Below are 25,533 nucleotides of genomic sequence, written 5' to 3' on the forward strand. Positions count from 1 at the left end.
CTATTGTTCAGTTGATTAAGTTGATTGATGATTTCTTAATATATTGATTTCTTAAAAATTTATTCGATTATAATAAAATTTAGATAAATTCGTAGCCTATTAACGATACTATTTCTATGAAAAACTTACCAAAAGGGGATAAGAAACTGCTAAATGCATGGGCATTTTATGATTGGGCAAATTCAGTTTATACTCTTACTATTGCATCGGCAGTATTTCCAATATTTTACGAAGCTTTATTTTCTGAAGGGGAACATTATATTCATGTTTTTGGAATGGATCTTAAAAATTCGGCTTTGATTAGTTTTGTGACTGCAATGGCTTTTTTAGTTGTTTCTTTTATTTCGCCTTTATTATCAGGAATTGCAGATTATGTGGGAAATAAAAAATCTTTCATGAAGTTTTTCTGTTATTTAGGAGCCTTATCTTGTATGGGATTATATTGGTTTAATCTGGGAAATATATATGTTGGATTGGCATTTTATTTTTTAGGACTATTGGGTTATTGGGGAAGTTTAGTTTTTTATAATTCCTATTTGCCAGATATTGCTTTTGTAGAACAGCAAGATAAAATTAGCGCTAAAGGATATTCTTTAGGATATATTGGAAGTGTAATTTTGTTGGTAATCAATTTGGCTATGATTATGAAGCCAAAGCTTTTTGGAATCACAGGTACAGATGGTGAAGCAGCAATGAAAGCAATGCGCTATTCATTTTTAATGGTAGGAGTTTGGTGGATATTATTCAGCCAATATACGTATTACTATTTACCAAAGGGAAGCAGAGAAACTAGTCAGAAATTATCTAAACAGATACTGTTTAATGGATTTAAAGAACTAAAGAAGGTTTGGGCTTTATTGAGTGTGAATATTCCATTAAAACGCTATTTAGGAGGTTTTTTCGTTTCGAGTATGGCTGTGCAGACAGTAATGCTTGTAGCTACTTATTTTGGAGCGCAGGAAGTGCAATGGCCAACGAAAGAAGAGGGGACAATTGGTTTAATTATTTGTATTTTATTAATACAATTAGTAGCGGTTATTGGGGCAGTTATAACTTCAAGAGCATCGGCTAAATTTGGTAATATCCCGACTTTAATTGTTATTAATATTGTTTGGGCAATACTTTGTTGCGTTGGAGCCTACTTTGTTACTTTGCCAATACATTTTTACGCAATGGCAACGGTGGCAGGACTTGTTATGGGCGGAATTCAAGCTCTATCACGTTCTACTTATTCAAAATTATTGCCAGTAACAGAAGATACAACTTCATTTTTTAGTTTTTATGATGTTGCTGAAAAAATAGGTATTGTAATCGGAATGTGTGTGTATGGTATTATTGATCAAATGACAGGAAGTCCGCGTGCGGCAATTGTAATTTTAGGGCTATTTTTTATAGTAGCAATATTCTTATTGAGAAGAATACCTAAAACAGTAACTTTAGATAAATAAATCATTACTTAAAAATTACTTCGCCATGATTTTTTTATGCATGGCGAAGTAAAAAATAGTTATTCAAAATTCCTTTTTAGCATTTCTTGGCTAATTTGCTTAATGAATCTAGTTTGAATGTTTTTGGAGAAAACGATTACTAGCTCTTTATTTTATGGGTACGAAATTTTTAGTAGCGTTGTGGATAAAAAGTGATGTTTAATAAAAAAGCAATAATTATTAAAATATATTATTGATTTTTTACTAGTTTTATATTTAAGCTTTTGAAATACTTCCTGATCCACTTACTTTGGTGTCTTTTGTTTTAGGGTCACCTTTGTATTTTATGTCTCCAGAACCAGATACCCTTGCTTTTAGGTTTTCACTACAAAAGATTTTGCTATCACCAGATCCAGATATTGTAAAGTCTACATTTTTAGCTTTTAATGAAGAGGCATCAATATCACCAGAGCCTGATAATTTGCTTTTGAAATTTCCTGTATTTCCTTTTACAACAGCATCTCCAGAACCACTTATAACAAGATTAAAAGTATCTAAATCAACGTCTAGATTTAAGTCGCCAGAACCAGATAGTGACGCAGAGAAAACATCAGATTTTATAGTATTCTTAGAAGTTACATCGCCTGAACCAGAAAGGGAAACATTAGATATTTTCTCGAAAGGAATGGTAATCTGAATTTTTTTACCAATGCTTGCATTGATGTTTTTATTTTTTTCAGTGTACACTTTTAGTACATTGCCATCAACTTCAATTTTAATATAAGGGTGTAAATTTTCTTCGGCTTTTACTACAATTGCACCTTCTTTTCCAGAAACTAAATCGACATCAAAAGATCCCATAACTTTAATTTCATCATAATTAGTAGTTGATCGAGTGCTAGTTACAACTTTTCCATTTCCTTTTATGCGCTCATTAGACCATTGTGCATGGGCTATTGTTGTTAAAAAGAATGCGCTACAAACGAGTAATTGAATTGATTTTTTCATTTTTTGATTGATTTTATGGTTATTGTTTTTTAACTAATGTGATGTTTCCATAGTTTGAGCTAAGAACTACTTTGTTCTGATTTTTTTTCTTATAAAAGCCACTAACTTTTTTGGAGTTGCTTTTTTCTTCATTATTAGAAATTTGCATTGAAGAATCTGTTTTTATGCCAGAATATCTTGTCGAAATATCAAAATCAAATGCATAGTTACTATCATATCCTAATGACACGTCCGAATAGCCAGAGGTAACATTTATATTATTAGCTTTTTCGTTTATGATACCTACAGACAGACTTCCGTAATTAAGATCAACACTTAATGTATTTAAAATTTCACCAATATTAACCGTTAAATAGTTTCCTGAACCGGTAACTGTGCCCATTTTCTGGAATTTAAATGTTCCATACCTACTATTATATTTGATAACTTGACTGCCACCAATAGTAACATCAGTATAACTAGTCTCAAGGTTTATCTTTGGAGCATCATTGATTTTTAATCCAGAATATTTAGCTTTGATATCTCCGTTCTTGATATAACTAATAGTAGAGTTTTGGCAATATTGTATTTCGACTGTATTAGTATTTCCGTTTAGTTTTCCAAGGTTTATTTTGCCATATTTACAAAAGATATTTGCAGTTGACGCTAAATCACCCATTGTAATATTACCATATTTGTTATTCAGTTTTACAGTTCCATTTTTTGGTATTTTTAGAGTGTAATTAATCTCAAAATTGTTGCTACTTCCCGTGCTTTTGTATGTTGATTTTCCAATGTTGGTACTAGCGGTAACCATTGATTTTAATGCTGTAATGTCGATATTAATGTTGTTTAATTTTTCGTTTACCCATTTTTCATTGCTACCAGAAACTTTTATGATCACTTCAAGGTCAATCTGATCTTCATCCCATGTTGATACAGAGATATTTCCGTATTTATTGTCTATGTTTATACCAGCATCAGAATTAACGATATAGGTTTTCTTAATAGTTTTTTGTTTTGTCGAATAACTATCGTCGTTTGCAAATCCTAAAAAGGAATTATCAGTAATAAAATAAGTATGTTATAGTGTTTTTTCATGGGTGCTGTTTTTAAATTTTTCATTTTCTTCAATACGTGTCAATACATTTTGCAAGAATGAAATACGGGTTTGTAAATTGCTAATCATAGCATAAATAATCTGTTTGTTTTCTCCGTTTTTTTGTAATTCGGTAATGATTTTTGCATAATCATTATCCATTGTTTTCATTTGTTTAAGAGCATCCCCGATGATTTGTTCATTTTCGGGAGATTTCTTATCATGAAGTTTTTCAAGTTCATCAGCAATTAAAACCCTAAAAATAGAATCTGTTCTTTTGGTTTCTTGCGATGCAAATTTTAATTCTTTTGGCTTATCATTTAAATTAAAAAAAACAGAAACTCCTAGCATAAGTACTATTGAAGCAGCAATAGCATATGTAATCGTGTAATTCTTTTTAGGTTTTGTTTTATTCAACTTACTTAAAAAATCTGCCTCATGCTGGGGTTTCATTTCTTGAATATCCCACTGGTTTTCAAATTTTTCAAATAATTGGCCTAATTCGTCATTTTCCTTTTTCATGTATCTGAATTTTATTTTCTAGAGGAGATTTCTAGTGTCTCTTTCTTTGTATTTGTTAATGTTTGTTTACACAAGGTTTTTCTTAGAGGTAATTTCATTATCTTCTAACTTTTTCCGTAAACTATTTTTAGCCCTGTTCAATGTGGTCCGGCAATTGGCATAGCTAATAGTAAGTATTTTACTTATTTCTTCTTGATCGTACCCTTCAATATAAAATAAGGTTAAAACCATCCGATAGTTATCTTTTAAATCCAGAATAGCATCCATGACTTGTTTCACTTTAAGGGAATCTAAATCTATATTTTCAAGAAAGAAACTATCATTTTCTTCAATTTTGTATAGTGTTTTGCTAAGATCTTCTACTTGAAATTTATTATTCTTTTTGTAAAAATCTATACTATAATTTACTACGATTTTCTTGAGCCAAGCACCAAAAGCGACCTCCTGCTTATAGTCATCAATTTTGGTAAATGCTTTAAGAAAACCTTCTTGCATAACATCTTGAGCATAGTGTTCGTCTTTTACAATACGATAGGCAACATTATACATAGCCTTACAGTACCTGTTGTATACTTCAAATTGTGCTTTTTGATTCTTTTGTTTGCACAATGTTATTAATTCTTCGATATTTTGGTTAGTTATATTCAAGTAGCGTCTAATGGTTTTTAGTAATGACTTTGTTTATTTTGGTTTGTTACACTTTTTGATTTTTTTATTTAAAAAATATAATCATTAATTATTTCTATTTCAAAAAAAAACATTTAAGTGCTTCATAGTTATATTAGTAACGATTATTGAATATTGGTTACAAAGATTTAAGTTAAAAATGACATTAAGAAAAAGTTGATTAAAAAATAGTTTAAAAATAGAATTTTTCATGTTATTTTTGAAGCTGGATATAAATGAATTACTATTTATGAAAGATTTAAAAAATGTTTTTACTCTGCCGTTCTTTATTTCAGTTTTTCTTGTTACTTCTTGTCAAAGCGATTCTGTAGAGGATGCTGATAGTAAGAGTTTTGCAGGAGATTATTGGCCAACCGCTATAGGAAATCAATGGATATCGAGTTTTAATGGAAATGAATCTGCCATGAAAATTATTTCTTCTGAAAGTGTAAACGGTCAGACTTATTATAAATTTAATGAATTTGTAGGGGTAGGCGAAGGAATTATGAGTACAGCTTCTTATTCTTTACGAAAAGAGAATGGAGAGTATTATATTAAAATGGATAAACTTCATTTTGAACAAGGAGACATTAAAGGAGAAATAACCCCATATGAGTTTCTTTTCTTAAAAGACTATTTAGATATAAATAAATCGTGGACTGGGCGTTTTACTTATAAAACAACATACAATTCATCACAAAATCCAACTGTAGATACTTCAGTGGATTATACAGGTACGATTCTTGAAAAAGGAATTTCCTTAGCAGTTAAAGGAGTAAAATATAAGGATGTGATTAAATTTAGAGTTGTACAGCAAACTATTGAGGTAGTGGTAGAAATAGGAGAAGCCTCAGCTTATACATCGTATGTAGATTATTGGGTTTCAAAAAATATAGGTATTATAAAAATGGCAACCAAAGACAGTACTACAGAGTTGCTTACTTATAGTTTGAAATAATTATTATATCTGAAAATAAAAACAAAAAAGTATCTTCAATTTTTTCAGAACTATAAATTAATTTAAAATTGCATAATCTGACAATGATTAAGATTAGTTTATAAATCAAAATTCTTGTTTATATCTGTTTTGGCACAATGATTGTCTATTTTTATTGTTGTGCAAATAAATAGGGTGCTTGTAGAGGTTTTACTTAAAACCTAACGGGCTTATCCCATAATTTGTAATATGAATTTATTTTTTAATGACAAAACGACTTATATTATACTATGTCAAATCATAAAATACTTACTATTGACAATTTGTCACTTCAGGAATTTGATTCTGAAGCCGATTTAATACCATTATTAACTCCCGAAGATGAGGAAGAAATGAATAACGAAGAGTTGCCCTTTTCGTTACCAATTTTGCCTTTACGCAACACTGTTTTATTTCCAGGAGTTGTTATTCCGATTTCTGCCGGTAGAGATAAATCTATAAAGCTTATAAACGATGCAAATGCTGGAGATAAAATCATTGGTGTCGTTTCTCAGATAAATGAAGAAGATGAAGATCCATCTAAAGATGATATCAATAAGGTAGGAACGGTTGCGAGAATTCTTCGAGTACTAAAAATGCCTGACGGAAATATCACAGTTATTTTGCAGGGTAAAAAGCGTTTCGAAATTGCTGAAGTAATTTCAGAAGAGCCTTATATCACTGCAAATGTAAAAGATGTTGAGGAAACGCGTCCAGAGAAAAACGATACGGAGTTTAATGCTATTGTAGATTCGATAAAAGAATTAGCAATTCAAATCATTAAAGAAAGTCCTAGTATTCCTTCGGAAGCAACATTTGCAATTAAAAATATTGAAAGCCAATCGTTTTTAATCAATTTTGTTTCATCGAATATGAATTTGTCGGTAAAAGAGAAACAAGATTTATTATCGATAAATGGCTTAAAAGATCGTGCGCTTGAAACATTGCGTTACATGAATGTTGAGTTGCAAAAATTAGAATTGAAAAACGACATTCAGTCGAAAGTTCGATTTGATTTAGATCAGCAACAACGTGAATATTTCTTGCATCAGCAAATGAAAACCATTCAAGAAGAATTGGGAGGCGTTTCGCAGGAGGAAGAAATGGACGAAATGAGCCAAAAAGCCAAAGAGAAAGTTTGGGATGAAAAAACGCAAAAACATTTCGAAAAAGAACTGTCAAAAATGCGCAGAATGAATCCACAATCACCAGATTTTGGTATTCAAAGAAACTACTTAGAGTTGTTTTTAGAATTGCCTTGGGGAACCTTCTCTAAAGATAATTTTGATTTAAAACAGGCTCAAAAAGTTCTTGATAGAGATCATTTTGGTTTAGAAGAAGTGAAGAAAAGAATGATAGAGCATTTGGCAGTTTTAAAATTGCGAAATGATATGAAATCACCAATTCTATGTTTGACAGGACCTCCGGGAGTTGGTAAAACTTCGATAGGAAGATCTGTTGCCGAAGCTCTGGGTAGAGAATATGTGCGTATTTCACTTGGTGGTTTACGTGACGAAGCAGAGATTCGTGGACACAGAAAAACGTATATTGGAGCAATGCCAGGTAGAATAATTCAAAGCTTGAAAAAAGCAGGAACTTCTAATCCAGTATTTGTCTTAGATGAAATCGATAAACTATCAAATAGTAATAGTGGTGATCCATCATCAGCTTTATTAGAGGTTTTAGATCCAGAACAAAACAGTGCTTTTTATGATAACTTCCTAGAAATGGGGTATGACTTATCGAAAGTAATGTTTATTGCTACTTCTAATAATATGTCGGCTATTCAGCCAGCATTAAAAGACAGAATGGAAGTAATTAAAATGTCTGGATATACAATAGAAGAAAAAGTTGAAATAGCACGTAAGCACTTGTTTCCAAAACAACTTTTAGCTCACGGTTTAACTGCCAAAGACTTAACTATTGGTAAAAAACAATTAGAAAAAGTTGTTGAAGGATACACTAGAGAATCAGGTGTGCGTAATCTTGAAAATAAAATTGCACAAGTAATTCGTAATGCTGCCAAATCAGTAGCAATGGAGGAAGAGTACAATAAAAAAGTAACCGACGAAGATATTGTTAAGATATTAGGTGTGCCAAGGTTAGAACGTGATAAATACGAAACTAATGATGTAGCAGGTGTAGTTACAGGACTTGCTTGGACAAGTGTTGGTGGAGACATTCTTTTTATAGAATCATTAATATCAGAAGGAAAAGGAGCTTTGACTATTACAGGGAATTTAGGAACTGTAATGAAAGAATCTGCTACAATTGCATTGGAATATATCAAAGCAAACGCTAAGAAATTAGGTTTGAATCCAGAATTGTTCCAGAAATATAATATCCATATTCACGTACCAGAAGGGGCAACTCCTAAAGATGGTCCGAGTGCAGGTATCGCTATGTTAACTTCGTTAGTGTCTTTATTGACGCAAACCAAAGTAAAGAAAAATATTGCAATGACAGGTGAAATTACTTTGCGCGGAAAAGTATTACCAGTGGGTGGAATTAAAGAAAAAATACTAGCAGCTAAAAGAGCTAATATTAAGGAGATTATTTTATGTCATGAAAACAAAAGTGATATTGATGAGATCAAGCCAGAATACTTAGAAGGGTTAACTTTTCATTACGTAAAAGAGATGGGAGAAGTTCTAACGCTGGCTTTAACAGATCAGAAAGTTAAAAATGCTAAAGAATTGAAATAATGAATCTTGTTTTGATTTACAATATTGATCAATATTAATTATAGAATTCCAAATTCTTAAACTGATTGTATTTAGTTTTAGGATTTGGAATTTTTATTTTAATTTTGAAAACGACAATTTGTTATTTGTCATATTATAATTTTATCTTCGTAGTTGCGTTTTAGTAAAAGAGAAAAGCGATATATAAGTATGCTGAAAAAACTGGGATTTTTTTATTTATTTACTTTTTGTACCGTTTCTTACGGACAAATAGGAGGTAAATATACTTATCAGTTTTTAAATTTAATGCCTTCGCCAAGGCAAGCAGCTTTAGGAGGTAAGACAATCACCATTTATGATGATGATGTGAATCAGGTTTTGTTTAATCCGGCAACTTTAAATCAGGATATGAGTAATCGTCTTGCTTTAAATTATGGGAGTTATTATGGAGAGGTAACCTACGGAAGTGGTTCTTATGCTTATACATACGATCAGCATTTGCAAACTTTTCAGGCAGGGGTTACTTATGTGAATTATGGAAGTTTTGATGGATATGACGAAAATGGACAGGCAACTTCGGATTTTACAGGAAGTGAAGCAGCACTTTCTTTTGGTTATGCCTACAATATTCCATACACAGATATACATATTGGAGCAAATGCTAAATTAATTTCTTCGACTTTAGAGAGTTATCACTCTTTTGGGGGAGCACTAGATTTAGGAATGCTTTATATCGATGAGAAAAATGATATAAATTGGGCATTGGTAATTCGGAATATAGGAACTCAATTTAGTACCTATTCAGGAATTCATGAAAAATTGCCATTAGAGATATTGGCAGGAGTTTCGCAGGAACTAGAAAATGTGCCTATTAGATGGCATCTTACATTGGAGAATTTACAACAATGGAATCTTGCTTTCTCAAATCCTGAGCGAGGCACGACAAATATGGACGGTACTACTACCGATGAAAAAGTATCTTTTTTTAATAATGCATTACGGCACGTAATTGTGGGAGTAGAGCTTTTTCCTAAAAGAGCATTTAATTTTCGTGTAGGTTATAATTTTAGAAGAGGTGAAGAATTGCGAATTTTAGAGCAACGTAATTTTTCGGGAATGTCACTGGGTTTTGGATTAAAATTAAATAAACTAAAGTTTAATTATTCTTACTCCAGATATAGTTTGGGAGCAAATACAAATCTTTTTGGACTGACGATTAATTTCCAAGATTAAGTTTATGAAAATATTTTATTTAATTGTATTTTTTTGTTTGGGTTTGTTTACCCATTCACAAAATACTTTTCAACAAGAAAGTGCTAATGATGATGAGGTTGTTAGGCTTAATGAGCAGGTTAAAGAATTAAGAGCAATGATTAGTAGTAATCCTAAGTACAATACTAAAATTGCTTTTCTGTTAGATATGAAAATAAAGTCAGGTAAAAACCGCTTTTTTGTTTATGATTTGGTGAATAATAGAATTTTAGACGAGGGACTCGTGGCTCACGGATCAGGTTCGGAAACTGGAATTAAGGGAGATTTGAAATTTAGTAATGTACCTAATTCAAGAGCGACTTCGCTAGGGAGGTACTCAGTAGAAAAAGCATATAAAGGAATTTTCGGGAAAGCATATAAACTATTAGGTTTAGATCAAACAAATAATAATGCGTTAAAAAGAGCAATAGTTTTACACCACTATTCGGCTGTTCCGTGTGAAGAACAGGACTATTATATCTCAAATAGCCAGGGTTGTCCAATGGTTAATGAAGAGTTTTTTAATAGAATCGAAAGAATAATCGATACTTCTAAATCAAATATCATTATGGATATTTACTACTAGAAAAACATAAAATAATAAAAAATAATAAAACACTATTTTGAAAAAAATAACAATAGCAATCGATGGATTTTCATCGACTGGCAAGAGTACTTTGGCAAAAGAATTAGCAAAAGAATTACAATATGTATATGTAGATACAGGAGCTATGTATAGAGCGGTTGCGCTTTATGCAATGCAAAATGAATATATAAACGCAACTTCTTTTGATAAAGAAAAGCTTATTGCTAGTTTACCTTCAATTCAATTGGTTTTTAAATACAATGCCGAATTAGGTTTTGGAGAAATGTTTTTGAATGGCGAAAATGTAGAGAAAGAAATCAGGACTATTGAGGTTTCTAGTTTTGTAAGTAAAGTTGCCGAAGTTTCTCAGGTACGTTCTAAGTTGGTAGAGCAACAACAAGAAATGGGAAAAAATAAAGGAATTGTTATGGATGGCAGAGATATAGGAACAGTAGTTTTTCCTGATGCCGAACTTAAAATATTTATGACTGCCAGCGCAGAAACCCGCGCACAAAGGCGTTTTGATGAACTACAAGAAAAAGGAGATAATGTATCATACGAGGAGGTTTTGAAAAATGTGGTAGAAAGAGACTACATAGACTCACATCGCGAAGACTCTCCACTTATAATTGCCGATGATGCTATAGAAATTGATAATTCTTACTTAAATAAGGAAGAACAATTTACAGCAGTTATGGAATTAGTGAATGATGTTGTAAAAACAGTTTAATCCTTTGCAGATTTCATTTTAAATAGTAGTTTTACCGCCTAATTTTATTTTAAAGACAATTCATCGTTATGGGAATTAAAAACAGATTGATTATAATGAGCTTTCTTCAGTTTTTTGTTTGGGGAGCGTGGCTTATTACAATCGGGAATTATTGGTTTGGAACAAAAAATTGGGAGGGAACTCAATTTGGTTTAGTTTTCGGAACCATGGGAATTGCTTCTTTATTTATGCCAACTCTTACAGGGATTATCGCTGACAGATGGATTAATGCCGAAAAATTATACGGTGCTTTACATATAGTATATGCATTAGTATTATTCGGAATAGCACAAGTAACAACTCCAGATAACTTTATATATGTGATGTTTATAGCAATGTGTTGCTATATGCCCACAATTGCGTTGAGTAATTCAATTTCATACACTTCGCTAAAATTAAATAATAAAAATATAGTAAAGGATTTTCCACCCATTCGTGTATGGGGAACAATAGGTTTTATTGTGGCGATGTGGATTACTAATCTAAGCGGAAGTAAATCAAATGAATACCAGTTTTATATTGGAGGAATTGGAGCGTTGATTCTAGGGATTTATGCTTTTACATTGCCAAAATGTAAACCACAGTGTTTAACTAAAGAAGATGCTTCGTTGGTTGAAACATTAGGATTAGAGGCTTTCAAGTTATTTGGGAATTATAAAATGGCGTTGTTCTTTGTGTTTTCTATGTTTTTAGGAGGTGCTTTGCAACTTACGAATGCTTATGGAGATGTTTTTCTAGATGAATTCAAGCATTTTCCAAAATATGCTGATTCATTTGTAATTCAGTATTCAACAATTATAATGTCGATTTCTCAGGTTTCAGAAACCTTATTTATCTTGGCAATTCCGTTTTTCTTAAAGCGTTTTGGTATTAAACAGGTTATGCTTATTAGTATGCTTGCTTGGGTATTGCGTTTTGGATTATTTGCCTTTGGAGATCCTGTAAATGGTTTATGGATGATTATTATGTCGTGTATTGTTTACGGAATGGCATTTGATTTCTTTAATATCTCAGGTTCATTATTTGTAGAAAGTAATACCGATTCTAAAATACGTTCTTCGGCGCAAGGATTATTTATGATGATGACTAATGGTGTTGGTGCTGTTTTAGGAAGTTTAACTTCAGGATGGGCAATTGATAGATTCTTTACAAAGTCATTTAGTAATACAACTGAACTGGCTGGATTTTTAGAAACAGAACCTACAAATTCTAAGATGTTAGAGTTTGTAAATAGTCATGGAAATACAGTTTCTGCTGATGGCGTTTTTGGAAGTGAGATATTAATGAAAGATTGGCACAACATCTGGTTGTCATTTGCAGTTTACGCATTGGTTATTGCGATTGCTTTCGCTATTTTGTTTAAGCACAAACATGATCCAAAAGAGATTGAAAATTTGAGTCATTAAAACTCTTTAATTATATAAAAAACCGTTTTCTGAATTATTGAAAACGGTTTTTTTTATTCCTAAAATGGCATGTTGTTTTATAAAACTAAACCAATTTAGATTATTATAGTTAAATGCTTATATATTTGTTTTTATATCTAAAACTATCTAAAAATGGCTTTTTCATTTCATAAAATGATATTATTTTCACCTAAGGAATATGTATTAAGGCCTAATTTGACTTTTGAAGAGGTTTTTAATAATTTAGATAAGAATATTGATTTTGTTGATGATTCAACTTTTAAGTACGGTTTTTTTGCTAAAGTTAGGAAACAAAAGTTTGAAGGAGATCTTACCGATGATCAGTTTACAGTTCAACGTATATTGAATTATAGAAATCCCTTATTGCCTGAAATCAATGGATTTATTGAAAACGAAGATTCTAAAGTAGTCGTTTATATTGATGTTAGATCTGAATTATTTCCTACGATACTATTTTATGTGTTTTCGTTCTTGGCTATCTTTATTATAATTAAAAATCTCTTTTCGCATCTAGATATTCAGGAATTAGTATGTGCATTGTTTATGATTTTGTTCTTGATATTTGGGGTGATAAATTATAAAGAGGAATGTAATCAAGCTATAGAAGATTTGAAAGAAATACTTGAAATAAAAGATTAATAAATAGTGGGATAAATTTAGCCCAACGAAGCAATCAAGTTTTCTACCTGCTTTTTTTGTTTAGCATATTTTTGTTGCAGTTTAGAGCCTTCTCCCATTCGGTTGTAGTATTCGAGGCCTTTGTTGGCAAAGAACTTTTTATGAAAGTTGGAGATTTCGGGTATATGTGGAAATAGAATATTAAAATTCATTTCGTAATAAGCTTGCCATTCTCGTTCGTTTTTATCCAGAACATATGGTTTTGTAGCCTTTTGATTGACATGAACCATTTCATGAGCAATTAACATTAGCATTAATTCTAGCGGAAATTCAAATGTGTTTTCTGGAATTCTGATGGTTTGTGGTTTTCCAAAGTCGCCTTCGGTAGTCATTAGGATAAAACTAGGTTTGGCTTTTTCTCTAAACTCAAATCCTTTTAAGTTGGAATTCTTGAGATTATATTTCTTTAAAAGCCAGTAAATGGCATTGATGACCTGTCCATTTTTATGGAAAGTATCGATTTTTAGTTTTATTTCTTCGAGTGTCATGGCCATAGTATAAAAATAAGAAAAATAAACCTTTGTCAAGCTTTTAAACTTTGACAAAGGTGGATTAGGTATGTTTAGTAAATCTGAATAAGCACTTAAAAAGGACTAAACTTCTAATCTAACCCCGATAGAAGTGAAAATCCTTTTGTGCTGGGGTTCGGCACAAAAGATTGAAGCGGATAGCGGGACTTGAGGCCTTAAAAACCCTTAAATTTGTTGCTCCTAAACAATACGCTGATAATCATATAGAATTGTTTTGCTATTACAAATAAATGTATTAATTTTGCAAACCTTTTGGTGGAGAAGAGTTTCCATTAGGTATCAACTATTTATGTAAAACAACTTCTGTTTTTTCTATCGCTTTAAGAAACTCGAGAGAAACAGAATACAAATTTTTATCAGCATGTCTGAACAATTAAAATCACAAGAAGAGTTTTTAGCAAATTTTAACTGGCATAACTTCGAAGAAGGTATCGATGCAGTAGATGAGAAAAACTTACAAGAATTCGAAGACTTAGTATCAAAAACTTTCATCGCTACAGATCAAGAAGAGGTAGTAGAAGGTGTAGTTGTTAGAATTACAGATAGAGACGTTATCGTTGATATCAACGCAAAATCGGAAGGTGTTATTTCTTTAAACGAATTCCGTTACAACCCGAACTTAAAAGTAGGTGACAAAGTAGAAGTATTAATCGACATCCGTGAGGACAAAACAGGTCAATTAGTATTATCTCACAGAAAAGCACGTACTATCAAATCATGGGATAGAGTTATTGCTGCAAACGAAACAGGAGAAATCGTTAATGGTTTTGTAAAATGCAGAACTAAAGGTGGTATGATCGTTGACGTTTTCGGAATTGAAGCATTCTTACCAGGATCTCAAATTGACGTTAAGCCAATTAGAGATTACGATGTATATGTAAACAAAATGATGGAATTCAAAGTGGTAAAAATTAACCACGAATTCAAAAACGTTGTTGTATCTCATAAAGCGCTTATCGAAGCTGATATCGAAGTACAGAAAAAAGAGATCATCGGTCAATTACAAAAAGGACAAGTATTAGAAGGTGTTGTTAAAAATATTACTTCTTATGGTGTGTTTATTGACTTAGGTGGTGTTGATGGATTAATTCACATTACTGACCTTTCTTGGAGTAGAATCAACCACCCAAGTGAAGTTCTTGAATTAGACCAAAAATTAAACGTTGTAATCCTTGATTTCGATGATGAGAAAACAAGAATTCAATTAGGATTGAAACAATTAAACGCTCACCCATGGGATGCTTTAGATGCTAATTTAACTATTGGTGATAAAGTAAAAGGTAAAGTAGTTGTAATCGCTGATTACGGTGCATTTATCGAAGTTGCTGAAGGTGTTGAAGGTTTAATCCACGTTTCTGAAATGTCATGGTCAACTCATTTACGTTCTGCTCAAGATTTCGTAAAAGTTGGAGATGTTGTTGAGGCTGTTATCTTAACTTTAGATAGAGATGACCGTAAAATGTCATTAGGTATCAAACAATTGACTCAAGATCCATGGACTGACATTACTTCTAAATACCCAGTAGGTTCTAAACATACAGGTATCGTTAGAAACTTTACAAACTTTGGTATTTTCGTAGAATTAGAAGAAGGAATTGATGGATTAATCTACATTTCTGACCTTTCTTGGACTAAGAAAATCAAACACCCATCTGAATTTGTAAATGTTGGTGAGAAACTTGATGTAGTTGTATTAGAATTAGATGTTGAAGGACGTAAATTATCTTTAGGTCACAAACAAACTACTGCTAATCCTTGGGATCAATACGAAGATTCTTTCGCTGTAGGAACTATCCACAATGGTGAAATTTCTGAAATCGTTGACAAAGGAGCTACTGTAGAATTCGGAGATGATATCGTTGCTTTCATTCCTACTCGTCACCTTGAAAAAGAAGACGGAAAGAAATTGAAAAAAGGAGAATCTGCTGATTTCAAAGTAATCGAATTTAACAAAGAATTCAAAAGAGTTGTTGCATCTCACACTGCTATCTTCCGTGAAGAAGAAGAGAAAAATGTGAAAACAGCTACTGAAAATACTTCATCTAACTCTTCTACAAATGCACCAGCTGCAACTTTAGGAGATAGTAATGATGTATTAGCAGCATTGAAAGCTAAAATGGAAAAAACAGAGAAAAAATAATTCTTAGTTTTTCTTAATATAGAAAGTCCCACAGCAATGTGGGACTTTTTTTATGTCTAATTTTTGTTTCAGGTTTCATGGTTTTCTTTGTTTAAAGTTTTAGATTGTCTCGCTGGGCGAAGTGGAAGCGCTTTTTCTATTGGGAATTAATACTGTCAATTAGATAATACCTAACAATTGGAATTTCATTTTTCAGGAGCTATTTCCTTCTATCCACTATATCTTTTTATTTTTAAAGATAAAATAAAAAGGATGTCGTTACTCCCGATAGGGCTAGGAGAGTCATTTTTAGAAGAGTATTATCTAGATGGAAAAGTATCTAAAGTAATAGTGGAGAATTCCTGTTTGATGCTTGAATCGGAATTTCTTTAATTTTGATAATGTAGGGGAGTGAGATTATTGGAGTCTTTTGTTTTATGGTAAATAAGAGTTTTATCGCTTAATATTAACAAAAAAAATTGTGTTATTGTATTAAAAAGTTATTTTTGTTTAAAAAATTACTATATGAAGAAAATCTACTTTTTAGTTCTGACTTTATGCTTTTTTAATGGTTTATATGCTCAGAATATTATTATTCCAGACTTTAATCTTAAGATGAAGTTGATATCATTGAATGTTGACATAAATTCAAATTCTGAAATTGAAATTAGTGAAGCCTTAAAGATTACTTTTTTAGATCTGAGTAACTCCAATATTACTTCTTTGGAGGGGCTAGATAGCTTTACTAATCTTGAATTTTTAGATTGTAGTAATAACCCGCTCTTGAGGGATATTGATTTTAATAAATTAAAGAAACTGGTGCATTTAAGGTATTCAAACATTCAAAGTAAAGAATATTTACAAATTGAAAATTTACCTGAATTAACTACGATATTGGCAGATGGATTGACAAACTTAAAATTCGTTCAATGTACAGGTAATCCTAAGCTCACAACATTGAGTCTAAATGGCGCTGCAAACCTGACTGAAATTGTGGCTACCAACAATAAATTAACGACGTTAAATTTGTTAGGAGTAGTACAACTTAAGAAGTTAAGATGCTCAAGTAATCAATTGGCAGCATTAGATATGAGTAGTTTAACAAAACTGGAGAGTTTAAGTTGTGAAGATAATCGGCTAAAATCTACCGAGTTTAACGTTGCTGATTTAGTGAAGCTTAAGTATTTGTCATGTCAGAATAATCAATTGGTAAAATTAAATACAGATTTTTTATGGGACTTAGTCTATTTAAATTGTTCTTCGAATGAAATAATAGATTTGCATGTAAGTAATATGTATAATTTGGAAGAATTATATTGTGACGGGAATAATATTTCTTCATTAAAACTGGGTGCTTCAAGGAAACTGCAGTGGTTGAATTGTAGCAATAATAGGTTTACTGATTTAAATGTAAGGGACTTAACGCAACTTAAAGGAGTGAGCTGTAGTAATAATGAAATAACGTCACTAGACTTAAATGGATTAATAAATTTAGAAAATCTACAGTGTTTTAATAACCAGATAAAAACATTAGATTTAAGTGATTTAAAAAGTTTAGCACGACTTGATTGCTCTCAAAACCAACTTACTTCTCTATTGATAAGAAACGGTAGCAAAGAGGCAGGTTTTTTAAATTTCTCTGCAAATCCAAACCTGCAATACGTTTGTGCAGATGAGAATCAGTTAGAGCAGGTTAAAGCTCTGGTAACAACATACGGATATACCAATTGTAATGTAAATGCTTACTGTTCTTTTAAACCTGTTGGTACCTATTTTACAGTTCAAGGAAATAGTAAAATTGATAGCGATAAAAATGGTTGTGATGCTCAGGATTTGGGTTTCCCAAATTTAAAATTTAACTTATCAGACGGTACAAATACAGGAAGTATAATAGCAAATGCTACTGGTAGCTATTCTATTTCTTTGCCAACTGGAACACATAGTATAACTCCAGTTTTAGAAAATCCTGAATATTTCTCTATTTGGCCTACTTCTATTAATGCTACTTTTCCAGCGCAATCAAGTCCAGTAACTCAAAACTTTTGCATTACTGCTAAGGGTACGCACTCTGATTTAGAGGTTACTTTATTACCGATAAATGTAGCGAGACCTGGTTTTGAGGCTCAATATAAAATAGTCTACAAAAACAAAGGGAATAATGTGCAATCAGGTTCAGTTAATCTGAATTTTAATGATTCAGTTTTAGACTTTGTTTCAGCAAATCCAGTTGTATCAAATCAGGCATCGAATAATTTGTTTTGGAATTTTACAAACCTAAGACCATTTGAATCTAAAGAAATTATATTTACTGTAAAAGTAAATGCGCCAACTGCAACTCCAGCAGTTAATAATGGCGATATTTTGTCGTTTGTGGCAACGATACAGACTCTAAGTACTGATGATACGCCAAATGATAATACATTTACTCTAAATCAAATTGTAGTAGGTTCTTATGATCCGAATGATAAAACGTGTTTAGAAGGATCAGTTATTACTCCAAACTTAATTGGTGAGTATGTACATTATATGATTCGTTTTGAGAATACAGGTACTTATCAGGCACAGAATATTGTAGTTAAAGACATGATTGATTTAGCTAAATTTGATATTGCGACTTTGGCTCCTACAAGTTCAAGTCATCCTTTTGTAACTAACATTACTGAGGGAAATAAAGTAGAGTTTATCTTTGAAAACATCAATCTTCCTTTTGATGATGCCAATAATGATGGATATATAGCATTTAAAATTAAAACTAAGTCAACATTAAAAGTAGGAGATTCGTTTACTAACGATGCGAATATTTATTTTGATTATAATTTCCCAATTTTAACCAATAAAGCAACTTCTACATTTCAAACAACATTAGGAACTCCTGATTTTGAGTTCTCTAATTATTTTGCTTTATTTCCGGTTCCTGCAAATGAAGTTTTAAATATAACAAGCAGAAAAGATATTGAAGTACAATCGATTGCTATTTATGATGTTTTAGGGCAATTAGTAATTGCAGTTCCAAATGCAAAATCAGTTTCTAATATAGATGTTGCAAATCTTAAAACAGGTAATTACTTTATAAAAGTAAAATCAGATAAAGGGAGTTCAAGTACGAAGTTCATTAAAAAATAAGGCTTAGTTTACTCTAAAACAAAAGTCCCACAGCAATGTGGGACTTTTTTATGCTTTATATTTTTATTTAAGCTTTCAGGTTTTTCTTTGTTTCAAGTTTTATATTGTCAGGCTGAGCGAAGTCGAAGCGCTTTTCTATTGGGAATTAATGCTGTTAATTTGAGCATACTGAGATAGTACCTACCAATTTGAATTTAATTTTTCAGGAGCTATTTCTTGCTATCCACTATATCTTTTTATTTTTAAAGAAAAAATAAAAAGGATGTCGTTACTCCCGATAGTTATCGGGACAGGGCTAGACGAGTGGTTGATATTGAACGCAGATACTATGGATTCTATTTTATCTCGCGGCCAATAATTTTGATTCCTCAGGTGTAAAATCATTTACAATTGTATACGTTTCAATTTTAGCAATTGCCATTTCGTCCAAAATGTCCACTAAATTTTTATAATTGGATTTTTTGCTTGGTTTTATAATTACAATTGCACCTCTATTAGGTCTTCCAATGTTAGCTGAATATTCTAGAATAGATTTGTTTTTGTTGTACAATTCTTTACGAATTCCATCTTTACCATATTTTAATTCTTTAGGAGTATCCATTGACCATTCTAGGAATCCGCTATAAAATACTATTCTATCATTATCATCAAGTAAAACTGTTAGGACGCGATCCTCAATACCTTTACCACAACCACTCCAACCAGGATATTTTTCAGGTAAGCCTAAATCTATCGCTTTAGGTTTGCCCAATTCAGTCGTAACCATAAAAAATATAATTAATAAAAAGGAAACACTTACCATGGCGGTTAAATCTACACGTGCTTTTAATTTTTTACTTCTTACTTTCTTGTCTTTTTTATAGATTTCCATGGCTTGTATTTTTTAGATAAATTAGAGCTGAGTTAATTTAGACTTTTTTGTTATTTAGTTGTCATAAATATAATAAATTTTGAATATGATTGATAAATAAGTTGGTTTTGTTTTCAAGTGTTGCTGTTTTAAAATAAGAGATAAAAATAAAGTCCCATATTACTATGGGACTTTATTTATAGGTTCAGAGATACAAACGTCCAAAGGACTAAGAGACAAAGTACAAAGCGAAATCTTTATGTAAAACATGCGTATGGATTGCGTTTTGATCCTTGCTTTTCGGAACTTCTTCTCTTAAAGTAAACTTACTGATAAAGTAATATTCGTTTTCAATAATTTAGATATCGGACAAATTTCTTTGGCTTTTAAAGCTGTTTTAGAAAACTCATCTTCGGAGATATTTGGAACCTTTCCTTTTAGATCTAAATTAATCTGGGTTATTGTTCCGTCTTCAAACGTAACTGTGGCTTCTGTATGCAAATCTTCTGGAGTATATCCAGCTTCGGATAGTAAGAAACTTAATTGCATCGTAAAACAGCCAGAATGAGCTGCAGCGATCAATTCTTCAGGATTGGTCCCGACGCCATTTTCAAAACGAGTCTTGAATGATAGTTGGGCATTATCTAGTGTGGTACTCTGAGTACTAATAGTTCCTTTTCCTTCCATTCCGGTACCTTTCCAGTTGGCATGTGCTTTTCTAGTAAATTTCATCTTTTTGAATTTAATGGGTTTAGTAAAAATTGTAGTAACTAAATTAATTGATTTTTGTGTATTTTACTGAATTTAAAATGATTAAAAAAACAGATTAGTTTCCCTTTTGGATAAACGGAAGCAGCATTGGAACTTTTTTTTGATAATTCTTATATTCTTCTCCATAAAACTTCTGAAGATCTTTTTCTTCTAAAAATTTTACTGCAATAAAAATATAAGCGGTTGTAGTTAATGTAAAGACTAAATGACCCAGTGTCATTAGAGGTGTTGCCCAAAATGCAATTAAAAACCCCAGCATAATAGGGTGTCTTACTATTTTGTATAAGTAGCTTATTTTAAAGGTGGTGCATTCGGGTTGTGTGGCTTTATTTTTCATGTTTTGAATAATCTGTTTCAGCCCAAATAATTCAAAATGATTAATTATAAACGTAGAGAGTAATACAATAATCCATCCTAAGAAATAAATACCATTTATAATCATAGTAGCGGTTTTATTCTCAATTTCCCAGATTATGAATCGCATAGGCTGCCATTGCCAGTACATTAATAGTAATGCCGAACTGGAGAGTAAGACATAGGTACTACGCTCAATTACGGGACTAATAATACTCGTCCACCATTTTTTGAATGCTGGTCTAGCCATTATGCTATGCTGTAGGGCAAACAGACTTAACAAAAGGACATTAACGAGTAATGCTTGTACAAAAGTTGTTTCGGTTCCTGTGTCGATTGATTTGGGAACGATAAAATTGCCAACAAATCCTATTGCATAAAGAAAAGCAATGAGAAATAGGAGGTAAGCAAATACTCCATAAAGAAAAGTGATTGATTTGATCATATTTGTAGGTTTTATGATGGGGATTAATAAAGAGCAGTTTATTTCATTTTTTTGAATTTAAGGAGGGAATAATAATGGCAAGAAGCAGATAGTTGTTTTTTATTGTTTTGAATTTCAAATAATTGTATCTCAAATATAATCAAATTTCATCTAGGTTTTAAATGCTAATTTTACTTTTGTGTAAATAAAAAGAGTGATAAAATTAATTACCACTCTTTTTTATTTTATTGTATTGGGGAGTACAACAGTATTCTTCAACTATTTTACAATCATTTTTTTGACAATTCCTTCGGAGGTTTTAACAAAATAAATTCCTGTTTCAAGTTGAGAAGTATTGATGGTTTGTGCATTTTTGGTAGTTAAAATAGTTTTACCATTTATATCGAATACTTGAACATCGGCAGTTCTGTTAAAATATACAATTCCTTTTTGGGATGGATTTGGGAATAATGCAAAAGTAGGAGTGCTGTCCGAAACAAAATCGGGAGCTGATAAGCTTTTGGCATTTACTTCAAAGATGGTAATTGTACCACTTATTTCGTTAGCCACAAGTATATAGCCTTTCCCTGTAGGGCTATTTTCAGGAGCAATATAGGTAATACCTTCAGGTCCGTGATCTCCTGCATATGCCGATGTGCTGCGGCTATTTTTATATTCTACAAATTTTACATTATTGGGGTCAGTGACATTGTATACCATAACACCACCAACACGTTCTAGTGATATAAACGCAAAGGTTTCGCTTCCGATTTTCGCAGTTGTTATTCCTTCAGGTTCTGGGCCTTTGGCACGGCTTCTTGCTTTGGTAGCATTACTTTCGTGATCAGCATTAAATAATGATGGCAAATTTGCTGCGGTGTACATTTCGAAGTCGTCTCCACTATCAAAAACGATTTGTTTGGTAGTTGCATTAAAAATAGAAAAAGAACGTCCTCCAAGGCAATTAATCTCTTCAAAATCGGCATCGCCATCTAAATTTCCATTTAGGTTGGTTGTTCTAAAACGACCTAAATTATAAGTTTGTTTTAAAACGGCTGCATTAGGAAAAATACCTGCATCTAGATTTGTTGCACCTACAGTTGTTCTTTCTACAAAACCAGTGTATTCTTTTTCGTCGCCTTCATTTGCAGTAACCAAGTATGTATTTGTTCCAATAGTATAATTGGCAACGCCATCTGGAAGATAAAAGGCTTTCATAGGCCAATTGGCAATTAATACTTCGCCATTGTTATCAGATACATCAAATCCATTTCCAGGAATACTGATATCTTTTGTTCCTAATGCCCAAATATCGGTTATTGTATTATTAGTCAAATCAATCTCGGCAATGGCATTGTTTTCTTGTAAAGTTACCCATGCTTTTTTAGAGTCAGAATTTATAGTAATATATTCTGGTTCCAAATCCTGAGATAGTGTACTGGTTAGTTTTAGTTTTCGAACACCCGATGCAATTAATGTAGTTTCCTGAGCATTATAAGCAGTAAAAAGTAATGTTGTAACATTCGATTGACTTAAAGTGGCAATTCCACCAGAAATATCAATTATACTTACTGATCCTTCTGGATCAACAGTATAATCAAGGTTTGGTTGTCCTTCATTGGCAGTCATAACCTTTTTTCCATCGGGTGAAAATGTAATCATATCAGGCAAAGCACCTACAATTACTTGTTTTTGGAAAATACCATTGGTATCAAAAAATACTACAGAACCATTAAGGGCTTCATTTGTATTTGGCGAAGCAACAGCTACGATTCCGTTTTTTACAGCAACACTCGTTACGCCGCCATATACATTCATATCTATAGATTTTATCACCTTTGGGGCAGTAGGATCACTAAAGTTTATTACATCTAGAAATCCTGCAACGGCACTTGTAGTAAATAAGCGTTGAGAATCTTTATCATGAACAACAATCTCGCAGGTGCTGGTATTGCTTCCAGATGGATCAAAACTGCCGATGTAATTTAGTTCGATTTCTTTATTAGGAACTGGAGCTAAACGGTCATTATCTTTAATGTAAATTGTAGCTGTAGGAGTTCCTGTAATTGTAAAACCAACAGGATTCTCTAAACTCAGTACAAAATATTCTGCTTGTTGTTCTTCTAGATTATCATCGATAATAGGAATTGTAATAGTTTGCGTTAAAGCACTTGAATTGGTAAAATGCAAGGTTTGTGTACTTAAAGTAAAATCATTAGCGTCAGCAGTGCTAAAAGGGGCTCCTTTTACAACTAAGTCTACAGAACCTATTATTGGACTTCCTAAATTGATTACAAAATTTAAATTTCCTGCGTTTTCGTTTACAGTAACAAAGTTAGAAGCAAATGAAACAGTTGGACTAGCTGTTGTAAAAGTTGACGATTGTGTTGTAGTAATTGCATTGTTATTTAAATCTTCGATAGTATTTGGTAATAATGCCAGATAATACGTTTGATTATTTGACAATGCTTGTGCTGGTATAATTGTGATGATTTTATCAATTACTGTTGCAGCAAAAGGAACCAAAGAGCCAGTTGCATTGTTTAAACGTAATTCTAGTAAAGCGGCGACATTAGTGTTGTCTATACTGTTATCATTAATTAAACGGATACTTTCGTTAAAAATAATGGTAGGATTAACTGTAGTACTAATGGTTGTACTTGTGTTTGCAGGCAAAAAAGTTGCTACAGGAGCAGTTGTGTCTCCACCGCCATTAGGAGTTCCTTCGGTTGTAAAATTATCAAAACGATTGTTTCCACCAGTTCCGCCAGGACCTTGATCAAATTCGACCTTTATTTTAAAATTAGAATTGTTATTTGCGCCTGTAATTGCAGTGAAATTTAAAGTAGCTAATCCAGGATCTCCATTGTTTGGAGTAACAGGGGTAAATGAAGTATAAGAATTCCCATCAAGAGAGTAGAACCAATTTTGAGTTCCTGCTCCTTGTGCAGAGCGACGTGTAGCAAATTTTACAATTATATCTTTATAACCTGTGGTTGGTAAAGCAAATACTAACGCACCCCCTATAGGATTACTAAAGCGTAAGTGTGTACCTGAAACTTCACTATTACGAGAGTTTAGATTCAAAAGGTCGAAATTTTGTCCAGTTCCGCCATTAAATTCTATAAAACTAGTTCCGCCCGCAATCGCAGTTATAGTAGTTCCGGTAATTAGTGCAACATTTGGAGTGGTCATAGTTGCTACAGATGTAGGATTATTAAAAGACCAGTAATTAATTAATGTTTGTCCCGATGAGAAAGAAGAGGTGAAAAATAAGGAAAAGTAAAATAACGTTTTTAAGTAAAGTTTTTTCATAGTTTGTAGTTTAATGGTAGGCTACAAAAATCACTTAAAACTGTTATAATAAGATTATTATAAAAACAAGGAATGATTAAATCATGACCTTAAATGTTTACTTAAGGTTATCATTTGTTGTTGTTATTCAGATGATTATAAATTGATTGAATAAAAAAATGGTTTGAAAGTTTTGCACTCTCAAACCATTTTATATGATATAATGGGAAATATTAGATAGCTGTTACAATAGCAACAAAATCATCTGCTTTTAATGCAGCTCCACCGATAAGACCACCGTCTACATCTGGTTTAGAGAAAATTTCTTTTGCATTATCAGGTTTTACACTTCCACCGTATAAGATAGAAACTTCTTCGGCAATCTCTTTTCCAAAAGCTTTACGAACTGTTTCTCTAATAAATTCGTGCATTTCTTGTGCTTGTTCTGGCGAAGCAGTTTCACCTGTTCCGATAGCCCAAACTGGCTCGTAAGCAAGGATAACATTAGCCCAAGATTCTTTTTCTATTTGAAATAAACCATCAGTTAATTGGTTTTCAACAACATTAAAGTGATTTCCTGTTTGACGGTCTTTTAATTCTTCACCAAAACAGAAGATAACTGTTAATTCATGTTTCAATGCAGTATCAACTTTATTAGCAATTAGCGCATCCGTTTCTTTAAAAATAGCTCTACGCTCAGAGTGTCCAAGAATAACGTAGTTTACACCAACGCTTTTTAGCATATCCGCAGAAACTTCACCTGTAAAGGCTCCACTTTCAGCTTGATGTACGTTTTGTGCAGCAACCTCAATAGTTGTAAACTCTAAATGTGCAACCGCAGAAGCTAAGTTTACAAAAGTAGGAGCAACAATTACTTGAGCCTCACTTACAGTTGGTAATTTAGCAATTAACTCATTTAATAAATCTTCAGTTTGTTCTGCGTTTTTATGCATTTTCCAGTTTCCTGCAACAATTTTCTTTCTCATCTCAGTTTGT

At 32.0% G+C, this 25,533-nt stretch carries 20 protein-coding genes; 10 read left to right on the plus strand and 10 right to left on the minus strand.

Features of this window, described 5'->3' with window-relative positions:
* Positions 1-116: 116 nt before the first annotated feature.
* Entirely contained in the window at positions 117-1,448 is a 1,332-nt protein-coding gene (locus EAG11_RS03465) for an MFS transporter (RefSeq protein WP_129537920.1), read from the plus strand.
* A 255-nt stretch (positions 1,449-1,703) separates the two neighbouring features.
* Here the strand turns inward: EAG11_RS03465 and EAG11_RS03470 are convergent, their stop codons facing one another.
* From EAG11_RS03470 to EAG11_RS03485, 4 genes are all read right to left on the minus strand, one after another.
* Positions 1,704-2,435, minus strand: coding sequence for a head GIN domain-containing protein (locus EAG11_RS03470; protein WP_129537921.1), 732 nt, complete (start codon positions 2,433-2,435; stop codon positions 1,704-1,706).
* A gap of 19 nt (positions 2,436-2,454) precedes the next feature.
* Entirely contained in the window at positions 2,455-3,318 is an 864-nt protein-coding gene (locus tag EAG11_RS03475; RefSeq protein ID WP_242499255.1) for a hypothetical protein, read from the minus strand.
* Positions 3,319-3,498: 180 nt separating this feature from the next.
* Positions 3,499-4,035 (minus strand): anti-sigma factor, encoded by a 537-nt coding sequence (locus EAG11_RS03480; protein ID WP_129537922.1) that lies wholly within the window; start codon positions 4,033-4,035, stop codon positions 3,499-3,501.
* A 66-nt stretch (positions 4,036-4,101) separates the two neighbouring features.
* Positions 4,102-4,683: an RNA polymerase sigma factor gene (locus EAG11_RS03485; RefSeq protein ID WP_129537923.1), complete on the minus strand. Its 582-nt coding sequence runs from the start codon at positions 4,681-4,683 to the stop codon at positions 4,102-4,104.
* Between the two features lie 268 nt (positions 4,684-4,951).
* Here EAG11_RS03485 and EAG11_RS03490 point away from each other — a divergent pair, with 268 nt between their 5' ends.
* The 7 genes from EAG11_RS03490 (at position 4,952) to EAG11_RS03520 (ending at position 13,033) form a co-directional block, all read left to right on the plus strand.
* The gene (locus EAG11_RS03490) at positions 4,952-5,659 is read left to right on the plus strand and encodes a hypothetical protein (protein WP_129537924.1); all 708 of its coding nucleotides are present in this window, start codon (positions 4,952-4,954) and stop codon (positions 5,657-5,659) included.
* Positions 5,660-5,928: 269 nt separating this feature from the next.
* Positions 5,929-8,382 carry an endopeptidase La gene (gene lon / locus EAG11_RS03495; protein WP_129537925.1) on the plus strand — a complete coding sequence of 818 codons (2,454 nt, stop codon included), beginning with the start codon at positions 5,929-5,931 and terminating at the stop codon, positions 8,380-8,382.
* 189 nt (positions 8,383-8,571) lie between these two features.
* Entirely contained in the window at positions 8,572-9,594 is a 1,023-nt protein-coding gene (porQ, locus tag EAG11_RS03500; RefSeq protein WP_129537926.1) for a type IX secretion system protein PorQ, read from the plus strand.
* Positions 9,595-9,598: 4 nt separating this feature from the next.
* Positions 9,599-10,198, plus strand: a complete 600-nt coding sequence (locus EAG11_RS03505; RefSeq protein WP_129537927.1) for a murein L,D-transpeptidase catalytic domain-containing protein — start codon at positions 9,599-9,601, stop codon at positions 10,196-10,198.
* A 37-nt stretch (positions 10,199-10,235) separates the two neighbouring features.
* Positions 10,236-10,928 carry a (d)CMP kinase gene (gene cmk, locus EAG11_RS03510; RefSeq protein WP_129537928.1) on the plus strand — a complete coding sequence of 231 codons (693 nt, stop codon included), beginning with the start codon at positions 10,236-10,238 and terminating at the stop codon, positions 10,926-10,928.
* Positions 10,929-10,996: 68 nt separating this feature from the next.
* A complete protein-coding gene (locus EAG11_RS03515; RefSeq protein ID WP_129537929.1) occupies positions 10,997-12,373 on the plus strand; it encodes a nucleoside permease in 1,377 nt (458 codons plus the stop codon).
* Between the two features lie 153 nt (positions 12,374-12,526).
* Positions 12,527-13,033 carry a hypothetical protein gene (locus EAG11_RS03520; protein WP_129537930.1) on the plus strand — a complete coding sequence of 169 codons (507 nt, stop codon included), beginning with the start codon at positions 12,527-12,529 and terminating at the stop codon, positions 13,031-13,033.
* A 17-nt stretch (positions 13,034-13,050) separates the two neighbouring features.
* On the opposite strand, the gene EAG11_RS03525 is transcribed toward EAG11_RS03520, so the two are convergent.
* Positions 13,051-13,599: a hypothetical protein gene (locus tag EAG11_RS03525; RefSeq protein WP_371414620.1), complete on the minus strand. Its 549-nt coding sequence runs from the start codon at positions 13,597-13,599 to the stop codon at positions 13,051-13,053.
* Between the two features lie 364 nt (positions 13,600-13,963).
* Here EAG11_RS03525 and rpsA point away from each other — a divergent pair, with 364 nt between their 5' ends.
* Positions 13,964-15,742: a 30S ribosomal protein S1 gene (gene rpsA, locus EAG11_RS03530; protein ID WP_129537932.1), complete on the plus strand. Its 1,779-nt coding sequence runs from the start codon at positions 13,964-13,966 to the stop codon at positions 15,740-15,742.
* 504 nt (positions 15,743-16,246) lie between these two features.
* Positions 16,247-18,844 carry a leucine-rich repeat domain-containing protein gene (locus EAG11_RS03535; protein WP_129537933.1) on the plus strand — a complete coding sequence of 866 codons (2,598 nt, stop codon included), beginning with the start codon at positions 16,247-16,249 and terminating at the stop codon, positions 18,842-18,844.
* Positions 18,845-19,184: 340 nt separating this feature from the next.
* Here EAG11_RS03535 and EAG11_RS03540 read toward each other — a convergent pair whose 3' ends face one another.
* From EAG11_RS03540 to tpiA, 5 genes are all read right to left on the minus strand, one after another.
* Positions 19,185-19,715 carry a biopolymer transporter ExbD gene (locus tag EAG11_RS03540; RefSeq protein WP_129537934.1) on the minus strand — a complete coding sequence of 177 codons (531 nt, stop codon included), beginning with the start codon at positions 19,713-19,715 and terminating at the stop codon, positions 19,185-19,187.
* Between the two features lie 294 nt (positions 19,716-20,009).
* Positions 20,010-20,426 (minus strand): OsmC family protein, encoded by a 417-nt coding sequence (locus EAG11_RS03545; RefSeq protein WP_129537935.1) that lies wholly within the window; start codon positions 20,424-20,426, stop codon positions 20,010-20,012.
* A gap of 94 nt (positions 20,427-20,520) precedes the next feature.
* A complete protein-coding gene (gene mddA, locus EAG11_RS03550; RefSeq protein ID WP_129537936.1) occupies positions 20,521-21,264 on the minus strand; it encodes a methanethiol S-methyltransferase in 744 nt (247 codons plus the stop codon).
* 258 nt (positions 21,265-21,522) lie between these two features.
* Positions 21,523-24,558 (minus strand): choice-of-anchor I family protein, encoded by a 3,036-nt coding sequence (locus tag EAG11_RS03555; RefSeq protein ID WP_129537937.1) that lies wholly within the window; start codon positions 24,556-24,558, stop codon positions 21,523-21,525.
* A 212-nt stretch (positions 24,559-24,770) separates the two neighbouring features.
* The gene (gene tpiA / locus EAG11_RS03560) at positions 24,771-25,523 is read right to left on the minus strand and encodes a triose-phosphate isomerase (protein ID WP_129537938.1); all 753 of its coding nucleotides are present in this window, start codon (positions 25,521-25,523) and stop codon (positions 24,771-24,773) included.
* Positions 25,524-25,533: the final 10 nt, after the last annotated feature.

Origin of the sequence: Flavobacterium sp. 140616W15, assembly GCF_003668995.1 — a bacterium.
Lineage (GTDB): Bacteria > Bacteroidota > Bacteroidia > Flavobacteriales > Flavobacteriaceae > Flavobacterium.